The sequence below is a fragment of the Arthrobacter sp. NPDC080082 genome, assembly GCF_040686595.1.
Taxonomy (GTDB): Bacteria; Actinomycetota; Actinomycetes; order Actinomycetales; family Micrococcaceae; genus Arthrobacter.
Genome location: NZ_JBFBKQ010000005.1, coordinates 192,447 through 218,820, shown reverse-complemented (window position 1 = coordinate 218,820; position 26,374 = coordinate 192,447). Strand labels below are relative to the sequence as shown.

The following is a 26,374-nucleotide window of genomic DNA, read 5'->3' as shown; positions in this document are numbered from 1 at the left end:
CGGACCGTTCCCGAGGGTTTAGAGTCGAGGCACAACTAATGGGGGGGAGTCTCGGTGCAGCAGCTGACTGGTCAGAACAGGCCGAATACAACGCCGGCGCCGGAACGTGGGCCGGCAATTGCTGTTGTCACCGCTGTGGCGGGTTCGCTGCTGCTCATTCTCTTGACGGGCTATCTCACGATGCAGCTTGTGATGTCCGGGATGAGCGCATTCATGACCTTTGATTCCCGCGCCGTTGGGATCTCAGCCGGCTGGTTGCCATACGTGTGGCGGCTGAGTCTGATTCTCCTCGCCCTCGCAGCGGTGATGGTGCACCGCAATATCCTCCGGGGCACAGCCGGCCGGATCGTAGCGCTGGCAACCCTGGCTGCTGTTGCGTTCATCGGCACTACGATGACGACTGGACAGCACCCCGCCGGGGAGCAGCAGTCCCTGATCCTGGTGATCGCTGCAGAAGGTGCCAAATCACCGCTAATCCTGGCTCTCATTGGGGTAGGTGTTGCCGACCTGGTTGCCCGCCGCCAACCGACGCGTGCGCAGTAACCTGCCGCGGCACCTGACAATTGACAGCTAGGGAAGCGTCCTTTGCGCGGTCATGCGACGGCGGGAATCCGCGGCGGCCTGCTCTCGGGACGTTGGGCACTGTCTCGTGGGCTCGGTGGGGTCTAGGGTTTGGACCCCTCTTGGTCGGCGTCGTGGGGGCGGTGCGCGGTTCCCGGGAGGGCCTGCTAGCCTCGGGCGGGAAACTACCCGCGTTGTCCTAAGCGGGCCCAGTGATTCATGGACGGCGCCTTTGGAGGCAAAGGCGACAGATCGGAACAGCAATGATGGCTGACCCGGAATTCCCTCTGCCCGTTGCCGCTCCTGGCGGCGGAGTGTACCTGTTGGACGACCACGAAATTGTGCGGCGTGGCGCGCGCTATTTGGTGGAGTCTGCCGGATTGGTCGTTGTGGGCGAGTCCGGGTCGGCGCGTGAGGCGTCCCGCCGGATTCCTGCCCTGCGCCCTGCCTTGGCCATTCTCGATGATGATCTTCCGGACGGCTCGGGAGCGGAAGTATGCCGCGCCGTCACCACGGCCGACCCATCTATCCGGTGCATCCTCATGACAGCCAGCGACGACGAATCGGTGCTCATCCGCTCAATCCTCGCGGGTGCCTGGGGTTGCCTTTCGAAGCTGGATGACAGCGGTGAGCAGCTCAGGCTGATTTCCCGCGTCCTCTCCGGCCACGCCGCGTACAGCCGCAGGTTTTACCCGGCCCTCATGGGACCGGCCCGGGATGTGCATCCAGGGGTTGACGAGATGAGGCTACGGGACCTGTCGAAGCGCGAATCAACAGTTGCCCTGGGCATCGCCACCGGGCTCAGCAATCGGCAGATTGGTCAGGAGATGTTCATCGCGGAGAAGACGGTAAAGAACATGGTCTCCTCGATATTGAGCAAGCTTGGCATGGCCCGAAGAACCGAGGTGGCCGTCATGGTAGCCGGGACGCTCAACCGTTCACGTGCCGTCGCTGCCGACGGCGCGGACTACCGGTCCTGCGCTTTCCCCGACCTGGTCTCCGATGTCACGGCCGCACTGCGGGAATGCGTCAGCGAGGATCCTTCACAATCCGAGGCCACAGGGGGGCGGACCGCAGCTGCTGCCAGGCTCGCCCGGACGCTGGCCGCCACCAAGCCTTGAGCTGTCCCAGCTCATGGCTTCCCTGCAGTCGTGCCCGCGGGCAGTCGCCTAGAGCCCGACTTCGGCGGACTGCAGGAGGGCGACGGCGTCGGGCTGGCCCTCGAAGGTGACCAGCGCGTGCCGGGTGCGGCCGTGGGCATGCATCAGCAGTTCGCCGGGCTCGCCGACGATCGCCACGGAGACGGGGGCCCGCTTGGCGACGTGCCGGGGTCCGGACGGGCTGACCAGCACGATGCCCAGGTCGACGCCGCGGTAGAGGATGGCGGCGCGCTTGATCAGGTCATCCCACAGCGCATCCGAATAGCCCTCGTCCAGCGCCCGCGGGGCCCAGCGGTCCACAGCCCGGCGCACGTCCTCTGTGTGGACGAAATATTCGGTCAGGTTGGAGCTCTCATCCAGCGCCTTGATCCGCATGGGGGACAGGGCGGGCGGACCGGCGCGGAAGGTGTTGACCAGCGTCGCGTACGCCTCAGGGCTCTTCAGGGTCTCCGCGAGTTCCGCCGTCGCCTCATCCGAGGTCTTCCTCAGGCTCTTGATCAGCAGGCCCAGTCCCACGCGCGCCTTACGCTCGCGCAGGTACAGGTGCGCGGCAAGATCACGCGTCTGCCAGCCCTTGCAGAGCGTGGGGGAGTCGGGGCCGGCCGCAAGCAGGGTTTCGGCCAGGACTTCTCGGGACGGGTCGACGAAATGCATCACTTGTGAAACTAGCACGAGACGCCCCTCCCTGCGCACAGGAAACGGCCGTCATTTCGCAACCCGTGGCCGTAACCCGTGGTGCGGGTGATGAAGGAGATAGGGCGACGACGGCGGGCCAAGCCCGGCGGCTGCCCCGGTGCACGGCGTCGAGGTCGCCCGGAGGTGGTTCGGTGGCGCCGAAGACTTCGCACTGGGACCCGGCGGGTGGCGTGTCCCGCGCAGGCACTAGACTTGGGGGTGATGTCTGAGCAGCCCGCCCCCGCCCCCGCCGCGCCTTCCGGCCCCCTCCCCGAGGACCTCGCACGGTCCCTTAAGCGGGACGCCGCCGGACTGGTCGCCGCGATCATCCAGCAGTTCGATACCGGCGAGGTGTTGATGCTCGGCTGGATGGATGACGAGGCGCTGCATCGGACCATGACCACCGGCCGGGTGACCTTCTACTCCCGGTCCCGCCAGGAATACTGGCGCAAGGGCGATACCTCCGGCCACGTCCAGTGGGTCAAGTCGCTGGCGCTGGATTGCGACGGCGACGCCCTGCTGGTCCGCGTGGACCAGGTGGGCGCAGCCTGCCACACCGGCACCCGAACCTGCTTCGACGGACGCGACCTCGACGCCGTCGTCGGCCACGCCGGCTGACCCGTCCGGCACCATCCGGCGCAGCCGGCGCCGCCGCAGCCGGGAACTACCGCAGCCGAACCAACCCGCACACCTTAGACCTACAGAACAGGTGGAAGTACGCAGCCATGCAGGACCTCGGAATCATCAGCCCCAGCCTGGAGGAGTTCCGCGAGCTCGCGGCCGGCAACCGCGTCATCCCGGTCCGCCTCAAGGTGCTGGCCGACGCCGAAACACCTATCGGCCTCTACCGCAAACTCGCCCAGGGCCAGCCGGGAACGTTCCTGCTCGAATCCGCTGCCGTGGGCGGATCCTGGTCCCGGTACTCCTTCATCGGTGCCCGGTCGCGCGCCACGCTGACCACCAAGGACGGCCAGGCGCACTGGCTCGGCGAACCGCCGGTGGGCGTCCCCCTGTCCGGCAGCCCCGTGGACGCCGTCCGGGACACCGTCCGCGCCCTGCACACCGAACGCTTCGAGGGCCTGCCGCCCTTCACCTCGGGCCTGGTCGGCTTCCTCGGCTGGGAGTCCGTGCGCCACTGGGAAAAGCTCACCAGCCCGCCCGAGGATGACCTGCAGCTGCCCGAGATGGCGCTGAACATGGTCACCGACATGGCCGTGCACGACAACATGGACGGCACCGTCCTGCTGATCGCCAACGCGATCAACTTCGACAACAGCTCCGAACGCGTGGACGAGGCCTGGCACGACGCCGTCGCCCGGGTCAAGGAACTGCTCGCCAAGGTCAGCACCCCCACGGCGCAGCCGGTCTCCGTGCTGGAATCCGCCGCCCTGGACTTCGCCTCCAGCGTCCAGGAGCGCTGGGACGAGAACCAGTACCTCGCCGCCCTGGACCGCGGCAAGGAGGCGATCATTGACGGGGAGGTCTTCCAGGTGGTGATCTCCCGCCGCTTCGAGATGGAGTGCGGCGCGGACCCGCTGGACGTCTACCGCGTACTGCGCAACACCAACCCCAGCCCCTACATGTACCTCTTCAGCCTGGCCGACGCCGACGGCCGCGAATACTCGATCGTCGGCTCCTCGCCCGAGGCGCTCGTGACGGTCACCGGCGACGAGGTCATCACCCACCCGATCGCCGGATCCCGCCCGCGCGGCAAGACCGTGGAAGCGGACAAGGCCCTGGCCGAGGAACTGCTCGCCGACGAGAAGGAAGGCGCCGAGCACCTGATGCTGGTGGATCTCTCCCGCAACGACCTCTCCAAGGTCTGCGTCGCCGGCACCGTGGACGTCACCCAGTTCATGGAGGTGGAGCGGTTCAGCCACATCATGCACCTGGTCTCCACCGTCGTCGGCCGGCTCGCCCCCGACGCCACCGCCTACGACGTCCTGAAGGCCACCTTCCCGGCCGGTACGCTCTCCGGCGCCCCCAAGCCGCGCGCCCTTCGCCTCCTCGACGAGCTGGAACCCCACCGCCGCGGCATCTACGGCGGCGTGGTGGGCTACCTCGACTTCGCCGGCGACATGGACATGGCCATCGCCATCCGTTCCGCCCTGCTGCGCGACGGACGCGCCTACGTCCAAGCCGGCGGCGGGATCGTCGCGGACTCGGTGAACGCCGCTGAGGCCCAGGAAACCATCAACAAGGCCGCGGCCCCCATGCGCGCGGTGCACACGGCCCAGTCCCTGCACACCATCACCCCGGACACGGTGCCGGGTGCCGAGGGGAGCCGGGCATGAGTGGCACGGTCAAGAGCACCAGCCCGGTGGTTCCCCGCTGGGCCCGCAAGTCCACCCTGGTCCTGCTGATCGTGGTGCTGGCCCTGGCGGTCTTCGGCGCCACCACCCAGACCTGGCTCACCGTCAGGCTGGACGCCGGGCAGTTGGGCCAGGCCGTCGCCAACCGTGACGGCCTCCAGGTGCAGGGGAGCAAGGCCGCGACGGCGGTCACGGCGCTGGCCCTCGTGGCCCTGGCCGGCGGACTCGCCGCCGCCATCGGCGGCAAGGTGGCACGCTGGGTCATTACGGTCATCATCCTGCTCGCAGCCGCCGGAATCGTCACCGCCGCCGGCACCGTGCTGGCTGACCCGCTGGCCGCCGCGCAGGGATCCATTGCCGCCGCCACGGGCATCAGCGGCAGCAACGTCTCGGTGGCCACCACCGTCTTCCCCGTCCTGGCCGTTGTCGCCGGGGCGCTCCTGAGCCTGTCCGCGCTGCTGATCGTCCCGGCCGGCCGGCACTGGAAGAGCCGGACGAAATATGACGCCGCCGCCGTCAAAGCCGGCACCGGGGGTCCCGCCGACGAAATCGACAGCTGGGACCGGCTCACCCGCGGCGACGACCCGACGTAGGCAGCGCCCCGCGCGGCCCGGCTCGCGTGCCGACCGTCCCGCTCGCGTCCCCGGCCATTGTCACGGCCAAAAAATGGCAGAATGTAAGCAGTATTGATCCTGAGGAGATTTCCATGAGCAAAGCCCCCATGTCTGCACCGAAGCCCGCCGCCGGCACCGGCATCTACGACGACGTCGACCACAGCGAGCCCACCGGCCACGGCAACAGCCCCGCCGCCTGGACCACCGTGATCATCATGCTGGTGGGCGCACTCATCGCATCGATCGCCTTCGTGATTGCCAACACCCCGATCTTCGTCGCCGGCGCGGTCATCATGCTGGTGGGCCTGGTCGTTGGCTTCGCCATGCGCAAGGCCGGCTACGGCGTGGGCGGCAGCAAGCTGAAGAACTCCGGCCACTAGGAGTGAGTGTTCTCGACGACATCAATGCCGGTGTCCGGGAGGATATGGAGGCCCGCCAGCGGCTGGTTTCGCTCGCCGAGCTGAAGGACCGCGTGGCGGCCGTCGCTCCGGCCCGCGATGCCTGGGCCGCCCTGGGCGGAGACTCCGCCAGGGACCAGCTGAAGGTGATCGCCGAGATCAAACGCAGCAGCCCCTCCAAGGGTGCGCTGGCCACCATCGGCGATCCGGCCTCGCTGGCCCGTCAGTACGCCGACGGCGGTGCGGCCGTGATCAGCGTCCTGACAGAGCAGCGCCGCTTCCACGGTTCCCTTGCGGACCTGGACACGGTCCGCGCCGCGGTGGACGTTCCGCTGTTGCGCAAGGACTTCATGATCGATGAGTACCAGTTCTGGGAAGCCCGCGCCCACGGCGCGGACCTGGTCCTGTTGATCGTCGCCTCCCTCTCCGACGCCCAGCTCCGTGATTATGCGGCGCTGAGCCACGAGCTGGGAATGAACGTCCTGGTCGAGACCCACACCCCGGAGGAAGTCGAACGGGCCGCGGCGGCGGGTGCCAGGATCATCGGCGTCAACGTCCGCAACCTCAAGACGCTCGACGTCGACCGCTCCGTCTTCGCCGACCTCGTCGCAGCCATCCCCGCCGGCGCGCTCGTCGTCGGCGAGTCCGGTGTGCGCGACGTCGAGGACGTCCGGCACTACGCGGCGCACGGCGCCAACGCCGTCCTCGTCGGCGAAGCCCTGGTCAAGAACGCGACCCCGCAGGAGCGGATCGCCGAATTCATGGCCGCGGGCGCCGAGGAAATCGCAGCACGGGCCTGACGCCGGGAGGGCACCGGGCCTCTGCGGTCCGGCCCTCCGACGCCTCCGTTCGGCCCCCAAGATCTAGTTAGCAGTGGAACAGGATGGTGAGACTGATGGTCGATGCACCCATGACCGGCTCAGAGGAAAGCCCCGCGGACGCGTTCCTGCAGGGCAACCGACCCGATGAAGCAGCGCAGGGCACGCCCTCGCTGCGGCACGCCCCGGGACCGTACTTCGGTTCCTACGGCGGCCGCTGGATGCCCGAATCCCTGATCGCCGCCCTGGACGAACTCGAGGACACCTTCGAGAAGGCCAAGGCCGATCCCGAGTTCACCGCTCAGATCGCCGAGCTGAACAAGAACTACTCCGGCCGGCCCTCGCTGCTGACCGAGGCCAAGCGGTTCGCCGAGCACGCCGGGGGAGTGCGGATCTTCCTCAAGCGCGAGGACCTCAACCACACCGGCTCGCACAAGATCAACAACGTCCTGGGCCAGGCCCTGCTGGCCAAGCGGATGGGCAAGACCCGCGTCATCGCCGAGACCGGCGCCGGCCAGCACGGCGTGGCCAGCGCCACCGCCGCGGCCCTGCTGGGGCTCGAGTGCGTCGTCTACATGGGCGCCGAGGACTGCCGCCGGCAGGCCCTCAACGTCGCCCGGATGGAGCTGCTCGGCGCCACCGTGGTCCCCGTGACGAACGGCTCCCAGACCCTCAAGGACGCCATCAACGAGGCGCTCCGCGACTGGGTGGCCAACGTGGACAGCACCCATTACCTGCTGGGCACCGCCGCCGGCGCCCACCCGTTCCCGGCCATGGTGCGCTACTTCCACGAGGTCATCGGCGAGGAAGCCCGCGCCCAGATGCTGGAACAGACCGGCCGGCTGCCGGATGCGGTCTGCGCCTGCATCGGCGGCGGCTCCAACGCCATCGGCATCTTCCACGGCTTCCTGGACGATCCCTCCGTGAAGATCTACGGCTTCGAGGCCGGCGGCGACGGCGTCGAGACCGGCCGCCACGCCGCCACCATCACACTCGGCCGCCCGGGCGTGCTGCACGGCGCCCGCTCCTACCTGATGCAGGACGAGGACGGCCAGACGGTTGAATCGCACTCCATCTCCGCGGGCCTGGACTACCCGGGCGTCGGCCCGGAGCACTCCTACCTCTCGGACATCGGCCGCGTCAGCTACGAGCCCATCACGGACAGCGAGGCCATGGATGCGTTCCGGCTGCTGTGCCGCACCGAGGGCATCATCCCCGCCATCGAATCCGCCCACGCCCTTGCCGGTGCCATCAAGATCGGCCAGCGCCTCGCCGCTGAAGCGGCCGAGTCCGGCAACCCGGAGAGCGTGCACGAGAAGATCGTGCTGGTAAACCTCTCGGGCCGGGGCGACAAGGACGTGGCCACCGCCGCGGAATGGTTCGACCTGCTGGACAAGAACTCTCCGGAAGCGGAGATCGCCAAGGAAGGGGAGCAGCTGTGAGCTCCGAGACGCCTGCCGCCGCAAACGCCGCAACGGCCAGCAAGTCCGCCGCCGCCATCGACCGCGCCCGGTCCCAGGGCCGCGCCGCGCTGATCGGCTACCTCCCCGCCGGGTACCCCACCGTCGAGGAAACCATCGCCGCCGGCATCGCGCTGGCCGAAAACGGCGCCGACCTGATCGAAATCGGGATCCCGTATTCGGACCCGGTCATGGACGGTCAGGTCATCCAGGCCGCCACCACCGAGGCCCTCGCCAAGGGATTCCAGGTGGGCCAGGTCTTCGACGTCGTCCGCGGCATCACCAGCAAGACCGACGCGGCCGTCCTGGTCATGACCTACTGGAACCCCGTGGTCCGGATGGGCGTGGACGAATTCTCGCGCCGCCTGGCCGAGGCCGGGGGAGCCGGGCTCATCACGCCCGACCTGATCCCGGACGAGGCCACCGAATGGATGGCCGCCTCGGACAAGTACGGCCTCGACCGGGTGTTCCTGGTGGCGCCGTCCTCGACTCCGGAACGGATGAAGCGCACCGTGGACGCCAGCCGCGGCTTCGTCTACGCGGTCTCCATCATGGGCGTCACCGGTGCCCGCACCTCGGTCAGCTCCGCCGCGAAGAACGTGGTGTCCGCGGCCCGTGCCGCCGGCGCCGAGCGGGTCTGTGTGGGCCTGGGCGTTTCCAACGCCGGCCACGTCCGCGAGATCGCCGCCTACGCGGACGGCGTGATCGTCGGCACCGCGCTGGTCGCGGCGATCGGTGAGGGCGGCGTTGATGCGGTAGCGTCCCTCACGAAAGAGCTCAGCACCGGCCTCACCAAGGAAGAAGCGTAGTCAATGCAGGCAGTCCTCCACGCGGCAGCGCTGGTTCCCACGAGCATACCGAGCCCGGTCTGGTCCGGGTTCGACATCCCGCTGCCCTGGGGTTCCCTGCGGATCCACGCCTACGCGCTGTGCATCCTGGCCGGCATCATCGCCGGCCTCTGGCTCACCTCCGTGCGCTGGGCCAAGCGCGGTGCCCCTGAGGGCAGCGTCTGGGACATCGCCATCTGGGCCATCCCGTTCGGCATCATCGGCGGCCGGCTCTACCACGTGGTTTCCTCCCCGGACGCCTACTTCGGCCCCGGATTCGACGGCACCGGCGACCTCTCGCTCATCCCGCAGATCCAGCGGGGCGGCCTGGGCATCTGGGGCGCCGTGGTGCTCGGCGCGGTGGGAGCCTGGATCGGCTGCCGCCGCTCCGGCGTCAAGCTCAGCGCCTTCGTCGACGCCGCCGCGCCCGGCCTGCTGCTGGCCCAGGCCATCGGCCGTTGGGGCAACTATTTCAACCAGGAACTCTTCGGCGGGCCCACCACCCTGCCGTGGGGCCTGCAGGTGGACCCCACCAACCCGAACTTCCCCGCCGGCATGCCGGCGGACACGCTCTTCCACCCGACGTTCCTCTACGAGTCCCTGTGGAACCTCGTCGGCGTCGTGATCCTGCTGGCCCTGGACCGGAGGTTCTCCTTCCGCCGCAGCCGGCTCTTCTGGCTCTACGCCATGTACTACACGCTGGGTCGGGTCTGGATCGAGGCCATGCGCATCGACGATGCCGAGCAGATCAGCCTGTTCGGCATCACCACCCGCCTCAACGTCTGGACCAGCCTCCTGGTCCTGGCCGGCTCGCTGCTGGCCTTCATCCTCCAGGGGCTGCGGAAGAAGACGGGCGAGGACACCGTGTACCTGCCCGGCCGCGAACCCGCCGCCGTCGAGGGTGACGCTGAGGATGCCGACGACGACCACGTCGCCGAAGGCAGCGCGGAAGAGCGCGACGGCGAACGGGACGCGGAGGACCGCGACGGCGACGCCGTCGAGGGCGGCCGCGACGCCGAGAAGGCCACCGTCCCGGCCGTCCGCCATTCGGACTCGGCTGTCTCAGATAATGAATCCCGTGATAATCTCCGGGTGAATACCAGCGGTCCGGACCGGGCTTCGGCCCAGGCCGTTGCCGCGGGCGAACCCAACGGCGGCCACGATGCCGCCGCCGCGGAGCCGGCAACCGGGAAAACCGGCCGCCGCGCCGCCGGACCCGCGCCGGAGACTGACGCCACCCCATAGTTCAGGACCGGCATTCGGGCTGCAGGGAAACCCCCGCCCGGGCCCGTTACCCACAGCGTCGTGGTCTCATAGGACAGCGCGTCCGGCACATAACCGCCGCGCGCAAGTCCGGCCGGCGGCCCGCGTAACTGTTCGTGCAGTATGCGGCTCTGGCCTACAATTCCAGTAGGAAAATCACACTGTTGTGCCCGTCACACCGGCGCAGCGTCACGGGCCAATGTTGTCCCTCCCATACGCTCGATCAGGAGGAAGGACGTCTCCCATGACCCAAACTCTGCACAGCCCCAGCTGGTCCGAACCGGACCAGCCCGCGACGGCACTCTCGCCTTTCCGGCGCTTCGCGGCACTGCCCGACGCCGCAGGCCTCTACAACCCGGAGCAGGAGAAGGACGCCTGCGGCCTGGCCATCATTGCCACCCTCCGCGGCGAACCCGGCTACGACATCGTCGATGCCGCCCTCACCGCCCTGCGCAACCTCGAACACCGCGGCGCCGTCGGAGCCGATGAGGGAACCGGCGACGGTGCCGGCCTCCTCATGCAGATCCCGGACGAGTTCTTCCGTGCCGTGACCAGCTTCGAGCTGCCCGCCGCCGGCCAGTACGTGGTGGGCACCGCCTTCCTCCCCGCCGAACAGCGCGAAGCCGACGCCGCGAAGGCAGGCATCGAAGCCCTCGCCGCCGATGAGGGCCTCACCGTCCTCGGCTGGCGTGAGGTGCCGGTGGTCGCCGACCTGGTCGGCGCCATGGCCCGGGCCTGCATGCCGTACTTCTCCCAGCCGTTCCTAGCCTCCAGCACCGGTGAGGCGCTCTCCCACAACGACCTGGACTCCCGGGCCTGGCGCATCCGCAAGCGAGCGCAGAATAAGTTCGGCGTCTACTTCCCGTCGCTCTCGTCCCGGACGATCGTCTACAAGGGCATGCTCACCACCGCGCAGCTGGAGCCGTTCTACCCGGACCTCTCGGACAAGCGCTTCAAGACCAAGCTCGCGATCGTGCACTCGCGCTTCTCCACCAACACCTTCCCGTCCTGGCCCCTTGCCCAGCCGTTCCGCACCATCGCGCACAACGGCGAGATCAACACCGTCAAGGGCAACCGGAACTGGATGCGGGCCCGCCAGTCGCAGCTGGCCAACCCGCTGCTGGGCGACAGCCCCGAGGAGCTGTACCCGATCTGCACCCCCGGCGCCTCGGACTCGGCGTCGTTCGATGAGGTCGCCGAGCTGCTCTGGCTCTCCGGCCGGCCCATCACGCACTCGATCATGATGATGATCCCCGAGGCCTGGGAAAACCACGCCACCATGGACCCCGCCCGCCGTGCGTTCTACGAGTACCACTCCCTGCTGATGGAGCCGTGGGACGGCCCCGCCGCGGTGTCCTTCACCGACGGCGCCCTGGTCGGCGCCACCCTGGACCGCAACGGCCTGCGTCCGGGTCGCTATTGGATCACCGAGGACGGCCTGGTGGTCTTCGCCTCCGAGGTCGGCGTGATCGACGTCGAGCCGGCCAAGGTGGTCAAGAAGGGCCGCGTCTCGCCCGGCAAGATGTTCCTGGTGGATACCGAGGCCGGCCGCATCATCGACGACTCCGAGGTCAAGGCCGAGGTGGCCGCGGCCAACCCCTGGGCCGAATGGCTCAAGGACAACCTGATCGACCTCAAGGATCTGCCCGAGCGCGAGCATGTGGTGCACACCGCCGCGTCGGTGAACATCCGCCAGCGCACCTTCGGCTACACCACCGAGGAACTGAAGATCCTGCTCGGCCCGATGGCCCGGACCGGTGCCGAACCCCTCGGCGCCATGGGTTCGGACACCCCGGTGGCCGTCCTCTCCAAGCGGCCCCGGCTCCTGTTCGACTACTTCGTCCAGTCCTTCGCCCAGGTCACCAACCCGCCGCTGGACGCCATCCGCGAGGAACTGGTCACGTCGCTGACCTGCGCGATCGGCCCCAACGGCAACCTGCTGGACACCAAGCGGGTCCGACAGCCTCAGGTCTCGCTGCCGTTCCCCGTGATCAACAACGACCAGCTGGCCAAGATCGCGAACATCGAGAACGCCGACGGCGACCGCGTCGCCATGAAGGTCCGCGGCCTGTACCGGCCCGAGGGCGGCGAGAACGCGCTCCGGGCCCGGCTGACCGAGATCTGCGAGCAGGTCTCCGGCGCGATCAACCGCGGCGTGCAGTACATCGTGCTCTCGGACCGTGACTCGAACGCCCAGTGGGCCCCGATCCCGTCCCTGTTGCTGGTCAGCGCCGTGCACCACCACCTGCTGCGCAGCGCCAACCGCACCAAGACCGCGCTGGTGGTCGAGGCCGGAGACGTCCGCGAGACCCACCACGTGGCCGTGCTGATCGGCTACGGCGCGTCCGCGGTCAACCCGTACCTGGCGATGGAATCCGTGGAACAGCTCATCGCCTGCGGCGACGTCACCGGCGTCACCCCGCAGGACGGCGTCTACAACCTGATCAAGGGCCTCGGCAAGGGCGTCCTGAAGATCATGTCCAAGATGGGCATCTCCACGGTGGCCTCCTACACCGGCGCCCAGACCTTCGAGGCGCTCGGCCTCGGCCAGGAACTGGTGGACGAATACTTCGCCGGCACCCACTCCCAGCTCGGCGGCGTCGGCCTCGACGTCATCGCGGCCGAGGTGGCCGCCCGGCACCGCATGGCCTACCCGGAGAACGGGATCGAGCAGCCGCACCAGCCGCTGCTGGGCGGCGGTGAGTACCAGTGGCGCCGCGACGGTGAACCGCACCTGTTCAACCCGGAGACGGTCTTCCGGCTGCAGCATGCCACCCGGGAACGCCGCTACGACATCTTCAAGGCCTACACCCGCGGTGTGGACGACCAGTCCACCAACCTCATGACCCTCCGCGGGCTGCTGAAGTTCAAGGACGGACTGCGCCCGGCCGTGCCGCTGGAGGAAGTGGAACCGGTCTCCAGCATCGTCAAGCGCTTCTCCACCGGCGCGATGAGCTACGGTTCCATCTCCCAGGAAGCCCACGAAACCCTCGCCATCGCGATGAACCGCCTCGGCGGCAAGTCCAACACGGGCGAGGGCGGCGAGGACGTCGAGCGGCTGCTGGACCCCACCCGCCGCTCTGCGGTCAAGCAGATCGCGTCCGGTCGGTTCGGCGTCACCAGCCTCTACCTGACCAACGCCGACGACATCCAGATCAAGATGGCCCAGGGCGCCAAGCCCGGCGAGGGCGGCCAGCTGATGGCCCAGAAGGTCTACCCCTGGGTGGCCCGGACCCGGCACTCCACGCCCGGCGTCGGACTCATCTCCCCGCCGCCGCACCACGACATCTACTCGATCGAGGACCTGGCGCAGCTGATTTACGACGCCAAGCGGGCCAACCCCTCGGCGCGGGTGCACGTCAAGCTCGTCTCCGAGGTGGGCATCGGCACCGTGGCCGCCGGCGTGACGAAGGCCAAGGCCGACGTCGTGCTGGTCTCCGGCCACGACGGCGGCACCGGCGCCTCGCCGCTGAACTCGCTCAAGCACGCGGGTGTGCCGTGGGAGCTCGGCCTCGCCGAGACCCAGCAGACCCTGATGCTCAACGGCCTGCGCGACCGCGTGGTGGTGCAGGTGGACGGCCAGCTCAAGACCGGCCGCGACGTGGTCATCGCCGCGCTGCTCGGCGGCGAGGAATACGGCTTCGCCACCGCGCCGCTGGTGGTCTCCGGCTGCATCATGATGCGCGTCTGCCACCTCGACACCTGCCCGGTGGGCGTCGCGACGCAGAACCCGGAACTCCGGTCCCGGTTCAACGGCAAGCCCGAGTTCGTGGTCAACTTCTTCGAATTCCTGGCCGAGGAAGTCCGCGAGATCCTCGCCGAACTGGGCTTCCGCAGCCTGGAGGAGGCAATTGGCCACGCCGAGATGCTGGACACCCGCGAGGCGATCAGCCACTGGAAGGCCGAGGGCCTGGACCTGGACCCCATCCTGCACGGGTTGGAGTTCGACGACGACGCGCCGCTGCGCAACCTCACCGGCCAGAACCACGAACTGGACAAGCACTTCGACCAGCGCCTGATCGGGATGGCCGCCGAGGCCCTCAGCGACCGGACGCCGGTGAAGATCTCTGTTGACGTGATCAACACGGACCGCTCCGTGGGCACCATGCTGGGCCACGAGGTCACCAAGACCTTCGGCACCGACGTGCTCGCCCCGGACACCATCGACATCACCCTGACCGGCACCGCCGGACAGTCGCTCGGGGCGTTCCTGCCCGCGGGCATCACGCTCCGGATGTTCGGTGACTCCAACGACTACGTCGGCAAGGGCCTTTCCGGTGGCCGCGTCATCGTCCGCCCGGACCGCACCAACGTCTTCCCGGCCGAGCGCAATGTCATCGCGGGCAACGTGATCGGCTACGGCGCCACCAGCGGCGAGCTGTTCCTGCGCGGCCAGGTGGGGGAGCGGTTCATGGTCCGCAACTCCGGCGCCACCGCCGTCGTCGAGGGCATCGGCGACCACGGCTGCGAGTACATGACCGGCGGCCAGGCGCTCATCATCGGACGGACCGGCCGGAATTTCGGCGCGGGCATGTCCGGCGGCACCGCCTACGTCCTGGACCTGCAGCCCGAACGGGTGAACAAGCAGGCCCTCGACGCCGGCGAGTTGCTGCTGCGCGAGCTCGACGCCGAGGACCGCGAGATCGTCCGCGCGCTGCTGACCCGGCACGTGGAGGAAACCGAGTCCCAGCATGCCGCCCGGCTGCTCGAGGACTTCGACGACACCGCCGCCCGCATCACTAAGGTCCTGCCGCGCGACTACGCGGCGGTCCTGCAAACCCGTCTCGACGCCATCGAAGAGGGCCTCGACCCCGACGGCGAAGAAGTTTGGTCTCGAATCCTGGAGGTTACCGGTGGCTGATCCACGCGGATTTTTGAAAGTACGCCAGCGTGAGACCCAGCCGCGCCGTCCCGTCCCGGTCCGCATCATGGACTGGAAAGAGGTCTGTGAGGCGCAGGAGAAGGGTGTCCTGAAGGCCCAGGCCGGCCGCTGCATGGACTGCGGCGTGCCGTTCTGCCACCAGGGCTGCCCTCTGGGAAACCTGATCCCGGAATGGAACGACCTGGTCTGGCGGGACAAGGGCGAAGAGGCGATGGAGCGGCTGCACGCCACCAACAACTTCCCCGAGTTCACCGGCCGGCTCTGTCCCGCCCCCTGCGAGGCGTCCTGCGTGCTGGGCATCAACCAGCCCGCCGTGACCATCAAGCAGGTTGAGGTTTCGATCGTGGACCAGGCGTTCGACAACGGCTGGGTCACCCCGCTGCCGCCGGCACGCCTCACCGGCAAGACGGTCGCCGTCGTCGGCTCCGGACCGGCCGGCCTGGCCGTGGCCCAGCAGCTCACCCGGGTGGGCCACACGGTCGCGGTCTACGAACGCGACGACAAGATCGGCGGACTGCTGCGCTACGGCATCCCCGACTTCAAGATGGAAAAGGACCACGTCGACCGCCGGCTGGACCAGATGAAGGCCGAGGGGACCCGGTTCCGCACCGGCGTCGCCGTCGGCACCGACGTGACCTGGGAACAGCTGCGCCGTCGCTACGACGCCGTCGTGATCGCCACCGGCGCCACCGTGCCCCGTGACCTGCCGATCCCGGGCCGCGAGCTCGAGGGTGTGCACTTCGCCATGGATTACCTGGTGCCCGCGAACCGCGTGGTGGCGGGGGAAGCCGTGGAGAACCAGATCAACGCCGCCGGTAAGCACGTGGTCATCCTCGGCGGCGGCGACACCGGCGCGGACTGCCTCGGCACGGCGCACCGGCACCAGGCGGCATCCGTGACCACCCTGGCGATCGGCAAGCAGCCAGCCACCGAGCGCGCCCCGCACCAGCCGTGGCCGACGTTCCCGACCCTGTTTGAGGTGGCCAGCGCCCACGAGGAAGGCGGCGAGCGGACCTACCTGGCCTCTACCGTCGAGTTCGTCGGCGAGAACGGCAAGCTCACCGGCGTCAAAGTCGCCGAGACCGAGTTCGTCGACGGCAAGCGCCTGCCCAAGGCCGGGACCGAGCGGATTATCCCGGCGGACCTGGTGTTCCTTTCGCTCGGCTTCACCGGCGCCGAACCGGCCGGCATCACCGAGCAGGTCAGTGCCGACTTCGACGGCCGCGGCAACGTGGCCCGGGACGGCTACTACATGACCAACACCGAGGGCGTGTTCGTCGCCGGTGACGCCGGCCGCGGCCAGTCGCTGATCGTCTGGGCGATCGCCGAGGGCCGGGCCTGCGCCGCTGCGGTGGACAAGTTCCTGATGGGCAGCACCACGCTGCCCGCGCCAGTCGCGCCGACGGACCGTGCCATCTCGGTCCTCTAAACCGGCTCCGGGCCGGCGGGGCGATCCCTCGCCGGCCCGTGAAGGACGCCTGCCGTTCTTCTCCCCGTCAGCTTAAACAACCAAGAGACTACTAGGGTAGGTATATGAGACGCGCTAAAATTGTGGCCACCTTTGGACCGGCGATCGCCAGCTTCGAGAACACTCTCGCCGTGCTGGAAGCCGGCGTGGATGTGGCCCGGATGAACATGAGCCACGGCGACTACTCCGTGCACGACAACACGTACGAGAACGTGCGCAAGGCCTCCAAGCAGCTCGGCAAGGCCGTCGCCATCATGGCCGACCTGCAGGGTCCCAAGATCCGCCTCGGCCGCTTCGTCGACGGGCCGCACCTGCTCGCCGTCGGCGACATCTTCACCATCACCACGGAGGACGTCCCGGGCACCAAGGACATCTGCTCCACCACCCTGAAAAGCCTCACCGAGGACGTCAACCCGGGCGATGCCCTGCTGATCGACGACGGCAAGGTGGCCCTGCGCGCGCTGGAGGTCGACGACGTCAAGGTTGTGGCCCAGGTGGTCGTGGGCGGCTTCGTGTCCAACAACAAGGGCATCAACCTCCCCGGCGTGGCCGTCAACGTGCCCGCGCTGAGCGAAAAGGACGAGGATGACCTCCGCTGGGCCATGAAGCGCGGCGTCGACATGGTGGCGCTGTCCTTCGTCCGCGATGCCTCCGACATCACCCGCGTCCACGAGATCATGGACGAGGAGGGCCGCCGGGTTCCGGTGATCGCCAAGATCGAGAAGCCGCAGGCCGTGGAGCAGCTGCCCGAGATCATCGACGCGTTCGACGCCATCATGGTGGCCCGTGGCGACCTCGGCGTGGAGCTTCCGCTGGAGGAAGTGCCGATCGTGCAGAAGCGCGCCGTCGAACTGGCCCGCCGCTGGGCCAAGCCGGTCATCGTCGCCACCCAGGTGCTCGAATCCATGATCGACAACCCGCGCCCGACCCGCGCCGAGGCCTCCGACTGCGCCAACGCCGTGCTCGACGGCGCCGACGCGGTCATGCTCTCCGGCGAAACCAGCGTGGGTAAATTCCCGATCGAGACCGTCAAGACCATGGCCCGGATCATCGAATCCACCGAGGTCCACGGCCTGGAGCGCGTCCCCCCGCTGGGCACCAAGCCCAAGACCCGCGGCGGCGCCATCACCCGTGCCGCCGTCGAGATCGCCGACCAGCTGGAGGCGAAGTACATCTGCACCTTCACCCAGTCCGGTGATTCCGCCCGCCGCCTCTCCCGCCTGCGCCCCACCCGCCCGGTCTTCGCGTTCACCCCGGTGGAGCACGTGTGGAACCAGCTGGCGCTGACCTGGGGCATCCAGCCGGTGCTGGTCCCGATGGTGGGCCACACGGATGAGATGACGGCCCAGGTGGACCGCAACCTCCTCGAGATGGACCTCGTCGACGACGGCGACATGGTGGTCATCGCCGCCGGTTCGCCTCCGGGCAAGGCCGGTTCGACCAACATGCTCAAGGTGCACCGCGTAGGCGACCTCGCCGACGCCGGCAGCCAGGGCGACGCGACCGTCACCAAGGACAAGCTCGGCCCGTGGCCGGAAAAGAAGAAGAAGAACAACAAGATCTAGTTCTTCGGACACAGAAAGGAGGGCCCCGCCGCTGGAAACCAGCGGCGGGGCCCTCCTTGTTTACGTGCTGTGTGGCTCTAATTGACCTGGTTGATGATGGTCTCGGCGACCTCGCGCATGCTCAGGCGGCGGTCCATCGAGGTCTTCTGGATCCAGCGGAAAGCCTCCGGCTCCGTCAGGCCCATCTTGGTGGTCAGCAGGCTCTTGGCGCGCTCGACCAGCTTGCGGGTGGCGAACTGCTCCTGCAGGTCGCTGACCTCGCTCTCCAGGGCCTTGATCTCCTCGTGCCGGGACAGGGCGATCTCCAGGGCGGGGATCAGGTCCGCGGGGGTGAAGGGCTTGACCACGTAGGCCATGGCGCCGGCGTCGCGGGCGCGCTCGACCAGTTCCTTCTGGCTAAAGGCGGTCAGCAGCACGACCGGGGCGATGCGCGCCTTGACGATCTTCTCGGCGGCGGAGATGCCATCCATGACGGGCATCTTCACGTCCATGAGGACCAGATCCGGCTTCAACTCCTCGGCGAGCTGCACGGCCTTCTCGCCGTTGTCCGCCTCGCCGACGACGTCGTAGCCCTCGCCGCGCAGGATCTCGATGATGTCCAGGCGGATGAGGGTCTCATCCTCGGCGACCACGACGCGGCGGGCGGGCTGGGAAGCGGGGGTGGAATCCGTCTGTTCTGACACGGGAACTCCTTGAAAAGGTACGGCGGGCGTTGTGCCATTCTGTGGCGCGTCCGCGGGTGTACTGGGGCCGTTGGGGATCGATGCGGCTTCACTGGCGCGATTCTGGAATTCAGCCTATCTGCATGTAGAGTAAATCCGCGCACCGGAAGCGATCGCGTTGCTCACAGGACCCCTGGAGCGGCCGATTATGACAGCCGGTGTCTCCGCGCCCGAGTGGCGGAATTGGCAGACGCGCCGCACTCAAAATGCGGTATCGAAAGGTGTGTGGGTTCGAGTCCCACCTCGGGCACAGTAACGCACCCCTCGTCAGAGGGGTTTTTTGCTTTAACGTCTGTGCAGCGCTCCTCCCGGGGGCACTTTGGCGCGGACTCGCCGTTCGCCAGGCCGCCGGCGTCGGGCATTGACCCTGAAAGTGCCCCCGGACAGAGGCGGCGACGCAGCAAAGCGGCGTCCTCATGCGGTTCGGCCCGCAGCGCGACCCCTCGTCGGAGGGGACCGCTCCGAGGCCGGCTGGGGCCAGTCTTCTTGGGCACTGTTGGCGCGGTGCTCAGTCCTCAAGCTTCGAATGCTCGCCCAGCCGGTGCCATGAACGGTTGTGGTAAACCAGTGCGTCGCCGGGTTCACCCGGTTGGACATCACGCATCATGCGGAATTCCAGGGCGTTGACGGCGATGATCGTGGACGTCCCGACCTCCATGCGGTTGATCACGGCGCAGCGCACCCAGGCACGCGCGTCGTCGTACACCGCCTCGCCGGTTGCAAGGGTCGACCAGCGGTGCGTCTGGTCAAAGCGGTCGGCCCCGGGGGTCGCTCCACGCTTCGCCAGGTCGACGTCGTGCGCGTCCAGCAGGTGCACGACGACGGTCTCGGCGCGCAGAAGTACCTCCGACGCCGAAGAAAGCGCCGAGACCGAGAAGATCAGCAACGGAGGGTCCGCACTCACCGACACGACCGACGATACCGTCAGCGCCACCGGTCCTTCGCCGGCATCTGCGGTGATGACGGCGACACCTCCCGGGTGGCCGCGGAACAGCGCTTTGAATTCGTCGGCCGTGAGGGAGGACGGGAAGCGTTGCGCGGGTGCTTGCAGCCAGGTGTCCGGAGGGTAGGCGTGAAACACGGTTACGACGCCCCGGGGGCGGAGCGGGCGAGCTCCTCGCGGACGATGTTCGTCCCTGCGCTCAGGGCACTCAGCTTCGCCAGCGCCACATCCCGGGGAAACGGTGCCATGCCGCAATTGGAGCTGGGGATCAGCTTGTCCGCATCCACGAACTGGAGGGCCCGGCGGAGCGTGTCGGCGACCTCCTCCGGGGTCTCGACGGTCTCGCTTGCGACGTCGATGGCCCCGAGCATGACTTTCTTGCCGCGGAGGAGTTCGATGAGGTCCATGGGCACGTGGGAGTTCTGGCATTCCAGCGAGATGATGTCGATGCTGGAGGCCTGCAACAGCGGGAAGGTCTCCTCGTACTGCCGCCACTGCGCGCCGAGCGTCGCTTTCCAGTCGTTATTGGCCTTGATCCCGTAGCCGTAGCAGATATGCACGGCGGTCTCCGCGCGCAGTCCCTCTGCCGCTCTCTCCAGGGCGGCCACGCCCCAGTCCTTAACCTCGTCGAGGAAAACATTGAACGCGGGCTCGTCGAACTGGATGATGTCCACGCCGGCCGCTTCCAGCTCTTTCGCCTCCTGGTTCAGGATCGTGGCGAACTCCCAGGCCAGCTTCTCGCGGCTCTTGTAATGGTCATCGTAGAGCGTGTCCACCATCGTCATCGGACCAGGAAGGGTCCACTTGATCGGGCGGTCGGTGGTTGCCCGGAGGAACTTTGCGTCGTCGACGAAGACCGGCCGTTCGCGGCGCACCGGTCCGACGACGGTCGGCACGCTCGCGTCGTAGCGGTCGCGGATGCGCACGGTCTTGCGCTGTTCGAAGTCGACCCCGCTGAGATTCTCGATGAAGGTCGTGACGAAGTGCTGGCGGGTCTGCTCGCCGTCACCGACGATGTCGATGCCGCGTCGGCTCTGCTCGTGGATTGCGATGCGCAGCGCATCCTCCTTGCCCTCGAGCAGTGCATCTCCCTCCAGCTTCCACGGGGACCAAAGAGTCTCCGGCTGGGCGAGCCACGATGGCTTCGGCAGGCTTCCGACGACGGTGGTGGGCAACAGTGTGTTCATGAGTGAGGGTTCTCCGTGGGTCAGTTGACGAGAGCGGGGTAATTGGCGGTCCACTGGTCCAGTAGATCCTTGTGGGGCGTGATGAAGTGCTCTTCCGTGTACTTCGCCTGCGTGATCGCGAGCTGACCGCGCTCGACCCGGTCGTAGGCGATCTGGGTCCGCGAGTAATCCTGCTCGCCCAGGCTCGGCTGGTAGACGGCGGCGGCGGCGGAGTTCGCGTTGTAGACCTCCGGGCGGTAGATCTTCTGGAACGTCTCCATGGTGCTGATCGTGCCGATGAGCTGCAGGTTGGAGTAGTCGTTGAGCAGGTCGCCGCGGAAATAGAAGGCAAGCGGCGCAACGCTGCCGCGTGGCATGAAATAGCGGACCTGAAGCCCCATCTTTGCGAAGTACGCGTCGGTCAGTGAGAACTCGTCCTGCTGGTACTCGACGCCCAGGACCGGGTGCCGGTTCTCCGTCCGCCGATACGTCCTGCTCGTCGAGACGCTGATGCACACCACGGGCGGCTGCGGGAAGCGTTCCCGGCATGCCGGGGAGTCGAGGAACTGCTGGAACAGTTTGCCGTGAAGATCGCCGAAGTCCTCGGGGATGGTCGGCTTGCCGGACTCCGCTGCCGCCGCCGGCAGCACTACGCTGAAGTCGAAGTCACGGACGTAGGAAGAGAAGTTGTTCCCGACGATCCCATGGTGGCGGACCCCGTTCAGTCGGCTGACGATCGAGATGTCGAGAACCTCGAACAGGGGGAACCGCCGATCCGTACCATCCGCGGTGAACTCTATCTCCACGGAGACGATGTCAAGCTCAAGCACATAGCGGTCCCTGTCAGGGTTGTCCCAGTCCGCCAGATCGTTGAAGCGGCGCCGCATCATGGTCAGGGCATTGCGGAGGTTTTCCCGGCGGTGCTCGCCCCGTGCGAGGTTGGCGAAATTGGTCGTGATCCGGGAGTCCTCCGACGGGGTGTAGTCCTCGTCGAAGCGTGTGGTGCGGATGCTGAAGGTGAAGTCGTCTGCCATGTGCTGCCAATCCGTGGTGATGGGCCGGGATGGCCGTCCAGAAGAGATGTGTCAATGGTGCAACCTGCCGACAGCTATCGAGTAACTGTGCCTTGCTATGCGCTGATATAGCATTTGCCTATGCCACATCTTTCGAGCGGACTGACTCTGCAACAGCTCCGCTACTTCATAGAAGTTGCAGCTGAGGGGTCGATCTCCGCAGCCGCCGATCTTCTTTACGTAGCCCAGCCGACCATGTCCGCGGCGATGAAAGACCTTGAGGCCCGGGTGGGCCGCGCACTCCTGGTTCGCTCCGCCCGCGGGGTCACCCTCACCGCGGACGGGGCAGAGTTCCTCGGGTATGCGCGGCAGGTCGTCGAGCAATTCGCTCTCCTCGAGCAGCGTTACCTTGGCAGGCCGCCGACGCGGCGTCTGTTGGGGGTGTCAACGCAGCACTACTCGTTCGCCGTGGACGCCTTCGTCCGGATGGTCAAAGCCACTGACGTGGCCGAATACGAGTTCTCGCTCCGTGAGTCCCGCACCTGGGACATCATCGAGGACGTCCGCACCCTCCGCAGCGAGATAGGCATCCTTTACCGGAACGATTTCAACCGCAAGGTCATCGACAAGTTGCTCCGGGAATCCGGGCTCGCGTTCACCCCACTTTTTCACGCCGATCCGCACATTTTCGTTGCACGGAACAACCCGCTTGCGTCCAAGGAGCGCGCGACTCTCGACGATCTCGCCGGCATGCCGCGGCTGACTTTCGATCAAGGTGCGAACAACTCCTTTTACTTCGCCGAAGAGATTCTCTCCACCATGTCCAGCAAGCAGGAGATCCGGGTCTCCGACCGTGCCACGATCTTCAACCTCATGATCGGGCTCCACGGCTACACGATCTCGACGGGCATCATCAGCGGGGAACTCGACCCCGAGATCGTCGCCATCCCGCTCGACGTTGACGAACGCATCGAGATCGGCTGGATCGGTCACGCCGCGATACCGCTGACCGAGCAGGCGAAGCGCTACCTCGGGGAACTGCGGGCCGTGGTCTCTGAGTTCGGCGTGGGGCTACTCGACTGACTGCAACCGGCAAGGCGGGTGCCACCCGGGCGGCGCGTTCCTGTTGCGCCGAATGTGATCTGGGATAAGCTCCAAAGATGGCACCGCGGAGTTTTCTAGAATGGCCGGTGATTCGGCAGCTCAGCACCGGCGATTTGCTCGGGCGTGGTCCCTCCGTGACCTCGCCCAAGACCCGAAGCATCGCCCCGCGCACGGCCACCGCCGACAAGGTGGTGCAAAGCGTGTGCCCGTACTGCGCCGTCGGCTGCGGCCAGCGCGTCTACGTGAAAGACGAACGCGTCGTCCAGATCGAGGGTGACCCGGATTCGCCTATCTCGCGCGGCCGGCTCTGCCCCAAGGGCTCCGCCAGCGAACAGCTCGTCAACTCTCCCGGCCGTCAGACGAAGGTCCTCTACCGCGCCCCCCGCGCCAAGGAATGGCAGCGGCTGGAACTCTCCACCGCCGTCGACATGATCGCCGACCGCTTCATCGAAAGCCGCCGCCGGACCTGGCAGCAGACCGACGACCACGGGCGCCTGTTGCGCCGGACCATGGGCATCGCCTCCCTCGGCGGCGCCACCCTGGACAACGAAGAGAACTACCTGATCAAGAAGCTCTTCACCGCCGCCGGAGCGGTACAGACGGAGAACCAAGCCCGTATATGACACTCCGCCACGGTTCCCAGTTTGGGAGCCTCGTTTGGACGCGGTGGTGCTACGCAATCACTGCAGGACATGGCCAACGCCGACTGCATCATCATTCAGGGATCCAACATGGCCGAGTGCCACCCGGTCGGATTCCAATGGGTGGCGGAGGCGAAGGCGCGCGGAGCCAAGGTCATCCACATCGACCCCCGCTTCACCCGCACCTCGGCGGTCGCTGACAAGCACCTGCCGATCCGGGCCGGATCCGACGTCGTGCTGCTTGGCGCCCTGATCAACTACGTCATCGCCAATGACCTGTGGTTCAAGGAGTACGTGTCCGCGTACACCAACGCGGCCACGCTGGTCCACGAGGATTACCGCGACGCCGAGGACCTGGGCGGCCTGTTCTCCGGGTTCGACCCGGAGAAGGGCGCCTACGACAACTCGTCCTGGGCCTACGACGAAGCCAGCGACGGTTCCATCACCGAACCCGGAGGTCCGGAACACGGCGCCGAAGCCGGGGCCCGTGCCGCCGGCGACGCGCTCGGCAGCGGCGGCCCGCCCCTCGAACACGCCGAGGTGCTCCGCGACGACACGCTGCAGAACCCGCGGACCGTCTTCCAGATCGTGAAGCGGCACTACGCCCGCTACACCCCCGAGATGGTGCGGGACATGTGCGGCATCAGCGAAGCGGACTTCGCCTACCTGGCCAAGACCATCACGGAGAACTCCGGCCGCGACCGGACCACCTGCTTCGCGTACGCCGTGGGCTGGACCCAGCACTCCCTGGGCGCCCAGTTCATCCGTGCCGCCGCCATCCTGCAGTTGCTGCTGGGGAATGTGGGGCGTCCGGGCGGCGGGATCATGGCCCTGCGCGGCCACGCCAGCATCCAGGGTTCCACCGACATTCCCACGCTGTTCAACCTGCTTCCCGGCTACCTGCCCATGCCCAGTGCTGGCCGCCACGACACCCTGGAGGAGTACCTCAAGGCGAACGCCTCGAAGAACCAAAAGGGTTTCTGGGCTGATGCCGACGCGTACACCATCAGCCTGCTGAAGGCGTGGTGGGGTGACGCGGCGACGGCGGACAACGACTGGGCGTACGACTACCTGCCGCGCCTCACCGGTGCGCACGGTACCTACGAGACCGTGATGAGCATGCTTCGGGATGAGGTGGAAGGCTACTTCCTGCTCGGCCAGAACCCGGCGGTGGGCTCGGCCCACGGCCGGATGCAGCGCTTGGGCATGTCCCACCTGAAGTGGCTGGTGGTCCGCGACCTGAACATGATCGAGTCGGCGACGTGGTGGAAGGACGGCCCGGAGATCGAGTCCGGGGAACTGAGCACCGAGGACATCGAGACGGAGGTCTTCTTCCTGCCGGCGGCGACCCACGTGGAGAAGGCCGGGTCCTTTACCCAGACCCAGCGGCTGCTGCAGTGGCGCCACCAGGCGGTGGCCCCGCCGGGGGAGTGCCAGAGCGAACTGCAGTTCTTCTACGAACTCGGTCACCGGATCCGGGAGAAGCTCGCGGACTCGCAGGACGAACGCGACCGGCCGCTGCTGGACCTGACGTGGGACTACCCGACGGACGAGCATGGCGACCCCGATCCCGAGTCGGTGCTGGCCGAAATCAACGGCCGTCACCTCACCGGACCGGACGCGGGAAAGCCCCTCTCGGCCTACACCGAGATGCGCGCCGACGGTTCCACGTCCGGGGGGTGCTGGATCTACACCGGCGTCTACGCCGACGGCATCAACCAGGCCGCCAACCGGAAGCCGGGCGACGAACAGGGACCAGCGGCCCCTGAGTGGGGCTGGGCGTGGCCGGCCAACCGACGAATCCTGTACAACCGCGCCTCCGCCGACCCGGACGGGAAGCCGTGGAGCGAACGCAAGAAGTACATCTGGTGGGACGAGGAACAAGGCAAGTGGGTGGGCGACGACGTCCCCGACTTCCCGCCGACCCTTGCGCCCGGGACCAAACCCGACCCGTCCGTGGGCGGACCGGCCGCGCTCAGCGGCGACGATCCGTTCATCATGCAGTCCGACGGCAAGGGCTGGCTCTTCGCGCCGAAGGGACTCGTGGACGGGCCGCTCCCGACCCACTACGAGGCCCAGGAATCACCGGTCGCCAACGGCCTCTACCCGCAGCAGCAGAGCCCGTCACGCCTGAAGTACCCGCGGAAGGACAACCTCAGCGCGCCCAGCGCAGGCGATCCTGGCGCTGATGTCTACCCGTTTGTGTTCACCACGTACCGGCTCACCGAGCACCACACGGCGGGCGGCATGAGCCGCTGGCTGCCGTACCTGTCCGAGCTGCAGCCGGAGATGTTCTGCGAGGTCTCTCCCGAACTCGCCGCCGAACGCGGACTGGAGCCGTACGGGTGGGCCACCATCATCTCGGCGCGCTCCGCGATCGAGGCGAAGGTGCTGGTCACCGAGCGGATGACGCCGTTGACCGTCGGGAACCACACCGTGCACCAGATCGGGCTGCCCTACCACTGGGGCGTCGGGAACAGCGCCGTCGTCAGCGGGGACGCCGCCAACGACCTGCTGGGCGTGACCCTCGATCCCAACGTCCAGATCCAGGAATCGAAGGTGGCCTCCTGCGACATCCGCCCCGGTCGCAGGCCGCGGGGACGGGAACTGCTGGCGCTCGTCGCCGAGTACCAGGAGCGCGCCGGGCTCACCGTGGAGACCAGCAACAGCACGGTGACCCACCCGGAAGCCGAGGGCGAGCACCCGCGTGAGCACCCGGGCGGGCAGGCACCGTGACCCGCGCCCCGGGAGCTGCCCGGCACGCAGCAGATCTTGCCCGGTC

Annotated in this window: 20 protein-coding genes and 1 tRNA gene; 16 read left to right on the top strand and 5 right to left on the bottom strand. The window is 67.7% G+C overall.

Annotation, left to right across the window (positions count from 1 at the left end; translation table 11 throughout):
* Positions 1–54 precede the first annotated feature (54 nt).
* Together AB0O44_RS12060 and AB0O44_RS12055 are read left to right on the top strand one after the other, a co-directional pair.
* Positions 55–543, top strand: a complete 489-nt coding sequence (locus AB0O44_RS12060) for a hypothetical protein (RefSeq protein ID WP_364137639.1) — start codon at positions 55–57, stop codon at positions 541–543.
* 281 nt (positions 544–824) lie between these two features.
* Positions 825–1,682: a response regulator transcription factor gene (locus AB0O44_RS12055; RefSeq protein ID WP_364137637.1), complete on the top strand. Its 858-nt coding sequence runs from the start codon at positions 825–827 to the stop codon at positions 1,680–1,682.
* 48 nt (positions 1,683–1,730) lie between these two features.
* Here AB0O44_RS12055 and AB0O44_RS12050 read toward each other — a convergent pair whose 3' ends face one another.
* Entirely contained in the window at positions 1,731–2,375 is a 645-nt protein-coding gene (locus AB0O44_RS12050; RefSeq protein WP_364137635.1) for a TIGR03085 family metal-binding protein, read from the bottom strand.
* Positions 2,376–2,618: 243 nt separating this feature from the next.
* On the opposite strand from AB0O44_RS12050, the gene hisI reads away from it, so the two are divergent.
* The 11 genes from hisI (at position 2,619) to pyk (ending at position 18,003) form a co-directional block, all read left to right on the top strand.
* Positions 2,619–3,014 carry a phosphoribosyl-AMP cyclohydrolase gene (gene hisI / locus AB0O44_RS12045; protein WP_364137633.1) on the top strand — a complete coding sequence of 132 codons (396 nt, stop codon included), beginning with the start codon at positions 2,619–2,621 and terminating at the stop codon, positions 3,012–3,014.
* Positions 3,015–3,121: 107 nt separating this feature from the next.
* Positions 3,122–4,690, top strand: a complete 1,569-nt coding sequence (locus AB0O44_RS12040; protein ID WP_364137631.1) for an anthranilate synthase component I — start codon at positions 3,122–3,124, stop codon at positions 4,688–4,690.
* Positions 4,687–5,301, top strand: coding sequence for a Trp biosynthesis-associated membrane protein (locus tag AB0O44_RS12035; RefSeq protein WP_364137629.1), 615 nt, complete (start codon positions 4,687–4,689; stop codon positions 5,299–5,301). Before AB0O44_RS12040 ends, AB0O44_RS12035 begins: the two co-directional genes overlap by 4 nt.
* Before the next feature lie 113 nt (positions 5,302–5,414).
* Positions 5,415–5,702, top strand: coding sequence for an HGxxPAAW family protein (locus AB0O44_RS12030; protein WP_290258043.1), 288 nt, complete (start codon positions 5,415–5,417; stop codon positions 5,700–5,702).
* Between the two features lie 2 nt (positions 5,703–5,704).
* The gene (gene trpC, locus AB0O44_RS12025; RefSeq protein ID WP_364137627.1) at positions 5,705–6,520 is read left to right on the top strand and encodes an indole-3-glycerol phosphate synthase TrpC; all 816 of its coding nucleotides are present in this window, start codon (positions 5,705–5,707) and stop codon (positions 6,518–6,520) included.
* Positions 6,521–6,615: 95 nt separating this feature from the next.
* Entirely contained in the window at positions 6,616–7,980 is a 1,365-nt protein-coding gene (gene trpB / locus AB0O44_RS12020; RefSeq protein ID WP_364137625.1) for a tryptophan synthase subunit beta, read from the top strand.
* Positions 7,977–8,807, top strand: coding sequence for a tryptophan synthase subunit alpha (gene trpA, locus AB0O44_RS12015; protein WP_364137623.1), 831 nt, complete (start codon positions 7,977–7,979; stop codon positions 8,805–8,807). The genes trpB and trpA overlap by 4 nt, the downstream gene beginning before the upstream one ends.
* Before the next feature lie 3 nt (positions 8,808–8,810).
* Entirely contained in the window at positions 8,811–10,070 is a 1,260-nt protein-coding gene (gene lgt / locus AB0O44_RS12010) for a prolipoprotein diacylglyceryl transferase (protein ID WP_364137621.1), read from the top strand.
* Between the two features lie 262 nt (positions 10,071–10,332).
* Positions 10,333–14,949: a glutamate synthase large subunit gene (gltB, locus tag AB0O44_RS12005; RefSeq protein ID WP_290258038.1), complete on the top strand. Its 4,617-nt coding sequence runs from the start codon at positions 10,333–10,335 to the stop codon at positions 14,947–14,949.
* On the top strand, positions 14,942–16,399 hold the full coding sequence (locus AB0O44_RS12000) for a glutamate synthase subunit beta (RefSeq protein ID WP_364137619.1): 1,458 nt from the start codon (positions 14,942–14,944) through the stop codon (positions 16,397–16,399). Before gltB ends, AB0O44_RS12000 begins: the two co-directional genes overlap by 8 nt.
* Positions 16,400–16,503: 104 nt before the next feature.
* Positions 16,504–18,003, top strand: a complete 1,500-nt coding sequence (pyk, locus tag AB0O44_RS11995; protein ID WP_290258036.1) for a pyruvate kinase — start codon at positions 16,504–16,506, stop codon at positions 18,001–18,003.
* 77 nt (positions 18,004–18,080) lie between these two features.
* Here pyk and AB0O44_RS11990 read toward each other — a convergent pair whose 3' ends face one another.
* Entirely contained in the window at positions 18,081–18,686 is a 606-nt protein-coding gene (locus AB0O44_RS11990; RefSeq protein ID WP_290258035.1) for a response regulator, read from the bottom strand.
* Between the two features lie 207 nt (positions 18,687–18,893).
* Here AB0O44_RS11990 and AB0O44_RS11985 point away from each other — a divergent pair.
* Positions 18,894–18,975, top strand: a tRNA-Leu gene (locus AB0O44_RS11985).
* Between the two features lie 258 nt (positions 18,976–19,233).
* Here the strand turns inward: AB0O44_RS11985 and AB0O44_RS11980 are convergent.
* The 3 genes from AB0O44_RS11980 to AB0O44_RS11970 are packed head-to-tail and all read right to left on the bottom strand — an operon-like array spanning position 19,234 to position 21,868.
* Positions 19,234–19,806 (bottom strand): flavin reductase family protein, encoded by a 573-nt coding sequence (locus AB0O44_RS11980; protein WP_364137617.1) that lies wholly within the window; start codon positions 19,804–19,806, stop codon positions 19,234–19,236.
* Positions 19,807–19,808: 2 nt separating this feature from the next.
* The gene (locus AB0O44_RS11975; RefSeq protein ID WP_364137615.1) at positions 19,809–20,855 is read right to left on the bottom strand and encodes a methionine synthase; all 1,047 of its coding nucleotides are present in this window, start codon (positions 20,853–20,855) and stop codon (positions 19,809–19,811) included.
* Between the two features lie 20 nt (positions 20,856–20,875).
* Positions 20,876–21,868, bottom strand: coding sequence for a DUF1852 domain-containing protein (locus tag AB0O44_RS11970; protein WP_364137613.1), 993 nt, complete (start codon positions 21,866–21,868; stop codon positions 20,876–20,878).
* A gap of 120 nt (positions 21,869–21,988) precedes the next feature.
* Between AB0O44_RS11970 and AB0O44_RS11965 the strand changes: the two genes are divergently transcribed.
* Together AB0O44_RS11965 and fdh are read left to right on the top strand one after the other, a co-directional pair.
* Positions 21,989–22,930 carry a LysR family transcriptional regulator gene (locus tag AB0O44_RS11965; protein ID WP_364137611.1) on the top strand — a complete coding sequence of 314 codons (942 nt, stop codon included), beginning with the start codon at positions 21,989–21,991 and terminating at the stop codon, positions 22,928–22,930.
* 77 nt (positions 22,931–23,007) lie between these two features.
* Entirely contained in the window at positions 23,008–26,328 is a 3,321-nt protein-coding gene (gene fdh / locus AB0O44_RS11960; protein ID WP_364137610.1) for a formate dehydrogenase, read from the top strand.
* Positions 26,329–26,374: the final 46 nt, after the last annotated feature.

Coding starts and splice junctions, on each gene's coding strand:
- AB0O44_RS12055 (WP_364137637.1), top strand. CDS start 825: ATGATGGCTGACCCGGAATTCCCTCTGCCCGTTGCCGCTCCTGGCGGC.
- AB0O44_RS12050 (WP_364137635.1), bottom strand. CDS start 2,375: ATGCATTTCGTCGACCCGTCCCGAGAAGTCCTGGCCGAAACCCTGCTT.
- hisI (WP_364137633.1), top strand. CDS start 2,619: ATGTCTGAGCAGCCCGCCCCCGCCCCCGCCGCGCCTTCCGGCCCCCTC.
- AB0O44_RS12040 (WP_364137631.1), top strand. CDS start 3,122: ATGCAGGACCTCGGAATCATCAGCCCCAGCCTGGAGGAGTTCCGCGAG.
- AB0O44_RS12035 (WP_364137629.1), top strand. CDS start 4,687: ATGAGTGGCACGGTCAAGAGCACCAGCCCGGTGGTTCCCCGCTGGGCC.
- AB0O44_RS12030 (WP_290258043.1), top strand. CDS start 5,415: ATGAGCAAAGCCCCCATGTCTGCACCGAAGCCCGCCGCCGGCACCGGC.
- trpB (WP_364137625.1), top strand. CDS start 6,616: ATGGTCGATGCACCCATGACCGGCTCAGAGGAAAGCCCCGCGGACGCG.
- lgt (WP_364137621.1), top strand. CDS start 8,811: ATGCAGGCAGTCCTCCACGCGGCAGCGCTGGTTCCCACGAGCATACCG.
- gltB (WP_290258038.1), top strand. CDS start 10,333: ATGACCCAAACTCTGCACAGCCCCAGCTGGTCCGAACCGGACCAGCCC.
- pyk (WP_290258036.1), top strand. CDS start 16,504: ATGAGACGCGCTAAAATTGTGGCCACCTTTGGACCGGCGATCGCCAGC.
- AB0O44_RS11975 (WP_364137615.1), bottom strand. CDS start 20,855: ATGAACACACTGTTGCCCACCACCGTCGTCGGAAGCCTGCCGAAGCCA.
- AB0O44_RS11970 (WP_364137613.1), bottom strand. CDS start 21,868: ATGGCAGACGACTTCACCTTCAGCATCCGCACCACACGCTTCGACGAG.
- AB0O44_RS11965 (WP_364137611.1), top strand. CDS start 21,989: ATGCCACATCTTTCGAGCGGACTGACTCTGCAACAGCTCCGCTACTTC.